Source organism: Microbacterium sp. MRS-1, assembly GCF_000585455.1.
In the GTDB taxonomy this organism is placed as follows: domain Bacteria; phylum Actinomycetota; class Actinomycetes; order Actinomycetales; family Microbacteriaceae; genus Microbacterium; species Microbacterium laevaniformans.
Genome location: NZ_JAUF01000130.1, coordinates 1 through 5,825, shown reverse-complemented (window position 1 = coordinate 5,825; position 5,825 = coordinate 1). Strand labels below are relative to the sequence as shown.

7 protein-coding genes and 1 tRNA gene are annotated in these 5,825 nt (G+C 69.5%); 1 reads left to right on the top strand and 7 read right to left on the bottom strand.

Annotated elements, in window-relative coordinates; genetic code table 11:
* Positions 1–17: 17 nt before the first annotated feature.
* Complete coding sequence (locus AS96_RS14520) at positions 18–296, bottom strand: hypothetical protein (RefSeq protein WP_231477298.1); 279 nt, start codon at positions 294–296, stop codon at positions 18–20.
* Between the two features lie 184 nt (positions 297–480).
* Here AS96_RS14520 and AS96_RS14515 point away from each other — a divergent pair.
* Positions 481–554: transfer RNA gene (locus AS96_RS14515), tRNA-Pro, on the top strand.
* 207 nt (positions 555–761) lie between these two features.
* On the opposite strand, the gene AS96_RS14510 is transcribed toward AS96_RS14515, so the two are convergent.
* The 6 genes from AS96_RS14510 to AS96_RS14825 all read right to left on the bottom strand — a co-directional run.
* Positions 762–1,991 carry a tyrosine-type recombinase/integrase gene (locus tag AS96_RS14510; RefSeq protein WP_026529682.1) on the bottom strand — a complete coding sequence of 410 codons (1,230 nt, stop codon included), beginning with the start codon at positions 1,989–1,991 and terminating at the stop codon, positions 762–764.
* Positions 1,975–2,187, bottom strand: coding sequence for a helix-turn-helix transcriptional regulator (locus tag AS96_RS14505; RefSeq protein ID WP_026529681.1), 213 nt, complete (start codon positions 2,185–2,187; stop codon positions 1,975–1,977). The genes AS96_RS14510 and AS96_RS14505 overlap by 17 nt, the downstream gene beginning before the upstream one ends.
* A complete protein-coding gene (locus AS96_RS14500; RefSeq protein WP_026529680.1) occupies positions 2,184–2,771 on the bottom strand; it encodes a hypothetical protein in 588 nt (195 codons plus the stop codon). The genes AS96_RS14505 and AS96_RS14500 overlap by 4 nt, the downstream gene beginning before the upstream one ends.
* Positions 2,772–2,851: 80 nt before the next feature.
* Positions 2,852–4,573, bottom strand: a complete 1,722-nt coding sequence (locus AS96_RS14495; protein ID WP_051498920.1) for a type IV secretory system conjugative DNA transfer family protein — start codon at positions 4,571–4,573, stop codon at positions 2,852–2,854.
* Positions 4,574–4,626: 53 nt separating this feature from the next.
* Positions 4,627–5,139, bottom strand: coding sequence for a hypothetical protein (locus AS96_RS14490; RefSeq protein ID WP_026529678.1), 513 nt, complete (start codon positions 5,137–5,139; stop codon positions 4,627–4,629).
* Between the two features lie 430 nt (positions 5,140–5,569).
* A partial coding sequence (locus tag AS96_RS14825; RefSeq protein WP_442921715.1) for an IS3 family transposase occupies positions 5,570–5,825 on the bottom strand: 256 nt, incomplete at its 5' end.

Genomic DNA, 5,825 nt, shown 5'->3' with positions numbered 1-5,825 from the left:
CCCCTACCCGCCGAACCTCACCCGGCGAGCCTCACCCCCACCGAATGTCCGAAGAGCCCCTTGACCCACCCGGCGGCGACGCCGTCGAGGTACGCGATGAGCGCGGAGGCCGGGGAAGTGGCGAGGTCGCCCCGCAGCAGTTCGCGACGCTCGTCGGTCGTGGCGGCTTGGAAGTCCTTGTTGCGCAGCATCCACCACTGGCACCAGCACGAGGCGCCGTCGCCTCCGCCGGTGAGAGCGTGCTCCGCGTCGGCGAAGCGATCGACGGATGCCGGGAGGATCTCGATCTGGCTCATGAGCAGACCGTACTCCTGACTTGCGACACGCGTTCGCGAGTGCTCCACGAAACCGGTAGGATAGGGGAGTTGTCCGCGAGTGGACAGCAGACCGGGATGTGGCGCAGCTTGGTAGCGCACTTGACTGGGGGTTAAGTGGGTTTACCCCGCTCTGGTCGGCCCGAACAACTGAAAATCCATGCCACGGGCTGTGGCGCAGCTTGGTAGCGCACCTGACTGGGGGTCAGGGGGTCGCAGGTTCAAATCCTGTCAGCCCGACGTAAAAGCCCAGGTGAGAGTAGGTTTCTCGCCTGGGCTTCATCATGTCCGGGGGTCGTTCTCTGTGGTCCCCCTCTGGTCCCCCGGCGCTCTCGCCGGTGGTCGCCTGTGGACGAACTGATCGCCCAGAACCCGCGTCCTGTGGATATGGGGACCAAAAGGGGACCAGAACGCTTCCGGGAGCACTCCCGCGGGCGTCGGAGCGCATCACAGGCCCCTGGTCGCGGGGCTGCTGCGCCGGGCGTTCTTGCGTTGTCCGGCGGTGGAGAGGAAGGCGTTGGCCTGCTCGGCGGCGGAGGCGAGGTGGCGGTCGTCGGGGTGGAGATAGCCGCGCGTGGTCTCCATCGAGGCGTGCCCGAGGATGTCTTGCAGTACGTGCAGCGGGATGCCCGCGTCGGCCATCCAGGTTGCCCCGGTGTGGCGTAGGCCGTGCCGGGTGAGGTCGGGCAGTCCGAGCTTCGCGACGATGCCGTCCCAGTTGGTGGCGTCGCGGACGGTCGCGGTGGTGAGATAGCCGCCCTTCGGGCCGACCAGCAACGAGTCCTCGGGCTCCTTCCCGTCGGTGAGGCGTTCGAGCACTGGCCGGAGTGGTTCGAGGATCGGCACGCGGCGTTCTTTGCGGCTCTTGGTCGGTTTTGTAACCAGGCCGCCTTTGCCGGGGAAAACCTGCCGGCGGATCACGACGAGGTTCTTGCCGTAGTCCACGTCCCCGACCTGCAACCCGGAGACCTCCGAGGACCGTGCGGCGAGTAGCGCGGCGAGCATCACGAAGTCGCTGTAGGACTGATGCACCTTGCCGCACGCCCTGGCGAGGCGGTTGAGGGTCTTCATGTCCGGGATTGCGTGCGCCCGTGGGGAGGTGTGTTCGGCGGACTGGCCGCGGAAGGCGTTGCGGTTCAGGCTCCGCTTGGCGCGGTTCTTCGCAGGATTGATCTGGATCAGCCCGTCCCGCACGGCCTCATCGAGCACCCGCACGAGCGGGGCGATGGTGTTCTTGATGGTCGACGCGCCGTGACGCTGCTCCCACTCATCAATGGTGCGGTCGATGATCCCGGCGGTGATCTGGGTGACCGGCAGGTGCCCGAGCGCGGGCAGCACGCGCAGTTTCAGCCCGTACCCGTAGGTCTCGCCGGTGGAGGTCGGGTCCAGGCCCCGCGCCCACCGGTCGCCGATGGAGGTGACGAACTCCAGCAGCGTCATGGACACGTCCATGCCCTTGGTCGATGAGTTGCGGAGCTGGTCGAAGAACGCGTGCGCGGCCGCTTCGTCTCGCACGATTTCCGAGCGGATGACACGCCGCTTGGTGGTCGGGTCGGTCCACCGGGCTCGGGCGCGGATGCCGTAGGAGCGGCGCTCCATGTCTGTGGAGACCTTCACGCCGATCGGCGGGACCGGCTTGGGCTCGGCGGTCGGCTGCGGTTCAGCTCTGCGGGGCACGGTCGTGTTCCAGCTCGCTCAGCCAGCGGTCCACGGCGTCGAGCCGGTACCGGGCGATCCCGCCAAGCCGCAGGAACGGCGGCCCCGTGCCGGCCGAGCGCCACCGCGACAGGGTGGACTCCGAGACCTTCAAGTACGCGGCGACCTCACGGCTGTCCAGCAGGGGCGAGACGAGTGCCTCGGTCTTGTCGCTCACGACACTTCTCCGGTGTCCGGGTCGAGGTCGCGGTAGAACGCTTCCTCTGCCTCGCGGCGGGCCTGGACGTCGGCCATGACGAACTCCACGAACTCGGCGTCGCGGTCGGTGATCGGGATGTCCTCGATCGGGTCGCCGGGTTCCTCGCCGGGCCAGACAGTCTGCCGGGTGGGACGGTCGTGGTCGAGCCGGGTGCCGCAGGCGGCGACCCATTCGCGGAGCCGCTGGCGGGCGTCGGCGAAGTCGCGGTGCCAGCCGAGCGGTGCGCTGCCGTTCTGGTCCGGGTCGTAGGCGCAGAGCCAGTGAAGGTGCAGCGCGCTCAGCTCCCACAGCAGCTCCGGGTGCATGTGCCAGGCGGGCGGGATCACGGAGGCGGGGAGCCCGTAGGTGTGGCGTAGCCAGTCCACCCAGCGGTTGAGCTCCAACCACTCGGCCTCGGCGTCCTCGGCACTCAGCAGGTTCCAGTTGATCGGGTGCGGCGGCTCGGCGATCAGCGGCTCGTCGTAGCCGTCGTCGTCCATCTGGTCCACATCCGAGTCGGGAACATCGTTCGTCGTGGCGTCGCCACCGGGTTCGTCGGACATGCTGGGCTCCTGTCTGCTCTCCGGCGCCGGTTCGTGCCGGGCCGTTGTGGCGGGCAGGTGCTCCGTGCCGCGACCGGCGTTCAGGTGCCGGAACGACGGAGCAGGGCTTCGATCTCGGCACGGTCGGCGGCGAGCTGGCCGGCGTCGGGACGCTTGGGCCAGGGGTGCAGGTCGGTGACGATCGGGGCCGCGGAGCGCAGCAGCACGATCCCGGTCCCGAACGGGAGCCGGCGGATGCGGTCGGGCGGGAAGATCGGCACCCGGCGCACGGACCGCTGGTTGGAGCGGGTGCCGTGGTCGCCCAGCGTCACGGAGTCGGTGTATTCGTCGCGTTCGCCGACCAAGGCGCTCAGGTCTTGCAGGTCCCGGCTGTTGGAAGCCCCGCCGAGGATGACCTTGACGATCGAGGCGTCCCAGATCGCGTTCGCCTGGTGCTCGTTCCAATTGTCCCGCGCCTGCGCGAGCGATTGGAGCACCGGCATGGTCGTGATCCCCGACCCGCCGCCTTCGGCCATCAGCGTCGGCAGCGACGGCAACGGCGAGAGGTTGGCTATCTCATCCAAGGCCAGCAGCATCGGCGGATCGAGCCGGGCACCGGCCGACCGTGCGGCCAGGCGGCGGGCGGTCTCGATGAGGTCTTCCACGAGCGCGGCGACCAGCGCGGCGCTGGCTCCCGCACCGGACCCGGTTGCCAGCAGGAACAACGTGCCGCGGTCGCGGATGAACGCTTCGGGATCGAAGCCCTCACCGGGGCCGGGCGATACGGCGTCGAGCACGCGCGGGTCCGCGAGGGAGCCGAGAGCCAAGGAGACGCCCTGCCAGATCGAGTCGCGGGTGCGGGGGTCGGAGTCGATCATCGCTTCCAGAGACTCGGCCCACCCGGTCGCAGCCTGCGTGGAGCCGGTCAGGATCGCCACCGCGTCAGCGGCCGCGGTCGGATCGAGAGTCCACCTGAACAGCTCGGCGGGCGGCCGATGGTCGATCGCTGCCGCGTGCAGCAGGGCTTGGAGCGCGGCCCGTGTCTTGCCCTCCCAGAAGCCTCCGCCGTCGACGCCGCCTGCGGACAGGCCGGTGCCGGCGGCGAGCCCGGTGGCGCGGATCATCGCCGTCTGCGGCGACTCGCAGCCCCGGATCGGTGACCAGCGCAGACCGGCGGGCAGACCCTCGGCCAAGTGTTGCGGGTCGAAGATCGCGACGGGGCCGATCCTGCGACGGGCGCGCATGGTCGCGGTGAGGTTGTCCGGCCTGGTCGAGGTGACGACGACGGCGCCGGGCGCGTCGAGGATCGCCGGGATCACCAGATGCAGGCCCTTCCCGGAGCGGGGCGGCCCGATCACCATGATCGAGTCCTCGACCGACGCCCACACGCCGGTGCCCTTGGAGGTGCCGAGCCGGTAGCCCACGTCCGCCGGCTTCGGGTCAGCCAGGCCGGGGCGCAGGTTTCCCGCGCGGCGCAGCAGCGCCTTCTCAGACGCAGCGGCGGCGACTTCGTGCCGTGTGGCGATCCCGGCCATGCGGCGCGGGTCGGTCTCGATCCGGTGGGTGTGGCGGCGCAACCGCAGCCACGCCCATAGCCCGCCGGTCACGAGGCCGGCGAGCAGCAGCCCGGCGACGATCCAGTAGACGACCGGGTTCAGGCCGTCCGCGTCGAGCGCCGCGCCGGGATCACCAGGGTGGAACAGCACACCGACCCCGGAAGCGGGATCGCCGGCCGGCTGGGGCGTGCCGGTCAGGAACGCGGCCACCGATCCCGCGGCGCGCAGGATCAGCGCGACGCCGAACAGGACGACCAGCCCGATCATCGCGGCGTTGGTCAGCTCGTCCCCGAACGAGCCGGTCTGCCGGCCCTGCTCGTTCACGGCACTCGCCGGATGATCGTGGTGCCGGAGACCCGGCCGAACAGGATGACCTCGATGACCTCGTCGGTCCGGTCGGCGCCGTTCCCGGCTGGGTCGATGAGGGCGCGCGCGGTGCCGGAGTGGGCGGCGTCGGTGTGCCCGGTGACGACTGCGACCGCCACGTCCTCGCCCGGAACGAACCCCTTGCCCTCGACGGTGTGAAACACCGGCCCGGCCTGCGCCGCCGGTTCCGGTTCGGGCTCGGGGCGGGAACGCCGGCGGCGGGCGGCGACGATGTCGGTGAACGTCGTGCCGTCCGCTTCGCGGACCTCGACCCTCGCCGGTGTCGTCCGGTCGTTCGTGGCGCGGTCGATGATCTGCCCGAACGAGGAGCGCCGCCACGGCGGCGCGAAAGGGTCAGGGTCCAACCGTTTCCCGTCGACGGTGACGGTCACGGTGCCGTCCTCGCGCACATCGAGCACGACGAGCGGAATGGACACCGGGACGGGCTCAGGCTCGGGCTTCCTCATAGCGTCGAGGTGAGTCAACGCCGCCATGAGAGCATGCGTGGCGCTCCTGGGCGTCCGCGCGCACGTACGAGCCGTGCAGGTCGAACCTCTGCCGCGTACGGAGGAATGTCGGACGTCTCTGGCAGGCTCTTCGTATGAGTGATGAAACTTGGGACGGCCGCCGGGCGGTCAGTGCGAGTTCGGGTGATAACACGGTTTCGCGTGCGCGGCAACCGGATGGTTGACGCGCACACTGGGGAGACATCATTCCGTGTCCGCGACGACGGCAGAGTGGTGGATGCCAATTCCGGCGAGACACGGTTTCGCGTGCGCGATGACGGCCGTGTGGTCGATGTCAACACGGGTGAGACGGTCTACAGACTCAGAGGTTGAGTCACTTAGCCCTGGGCGTGAGGAAGGGCGTGAGGAACGAACTGGTGACAGGTTCGGTTTAGGCCGCCAGTGTGTGCGGCTCGGCTAGCTTGGCTTCGAACTCGATGGGCGTCAAGCCGCCGAGGGTGTCTTGGGCGCGCTGGCGGTGATACTTCCGCTCGATCCACACGACAATCGCGAGCCGGAGTTCCTGCCGGGTCGTCCACCGCTGCTGGTTGAGGACGTTCGTCTGCAGCAGCGACCAGAACGACTGTGACACTTGCGGCATGCTGCGCGGCAAGGTGGTGTCGGCTGGTGTGACCCGCAGAATGACC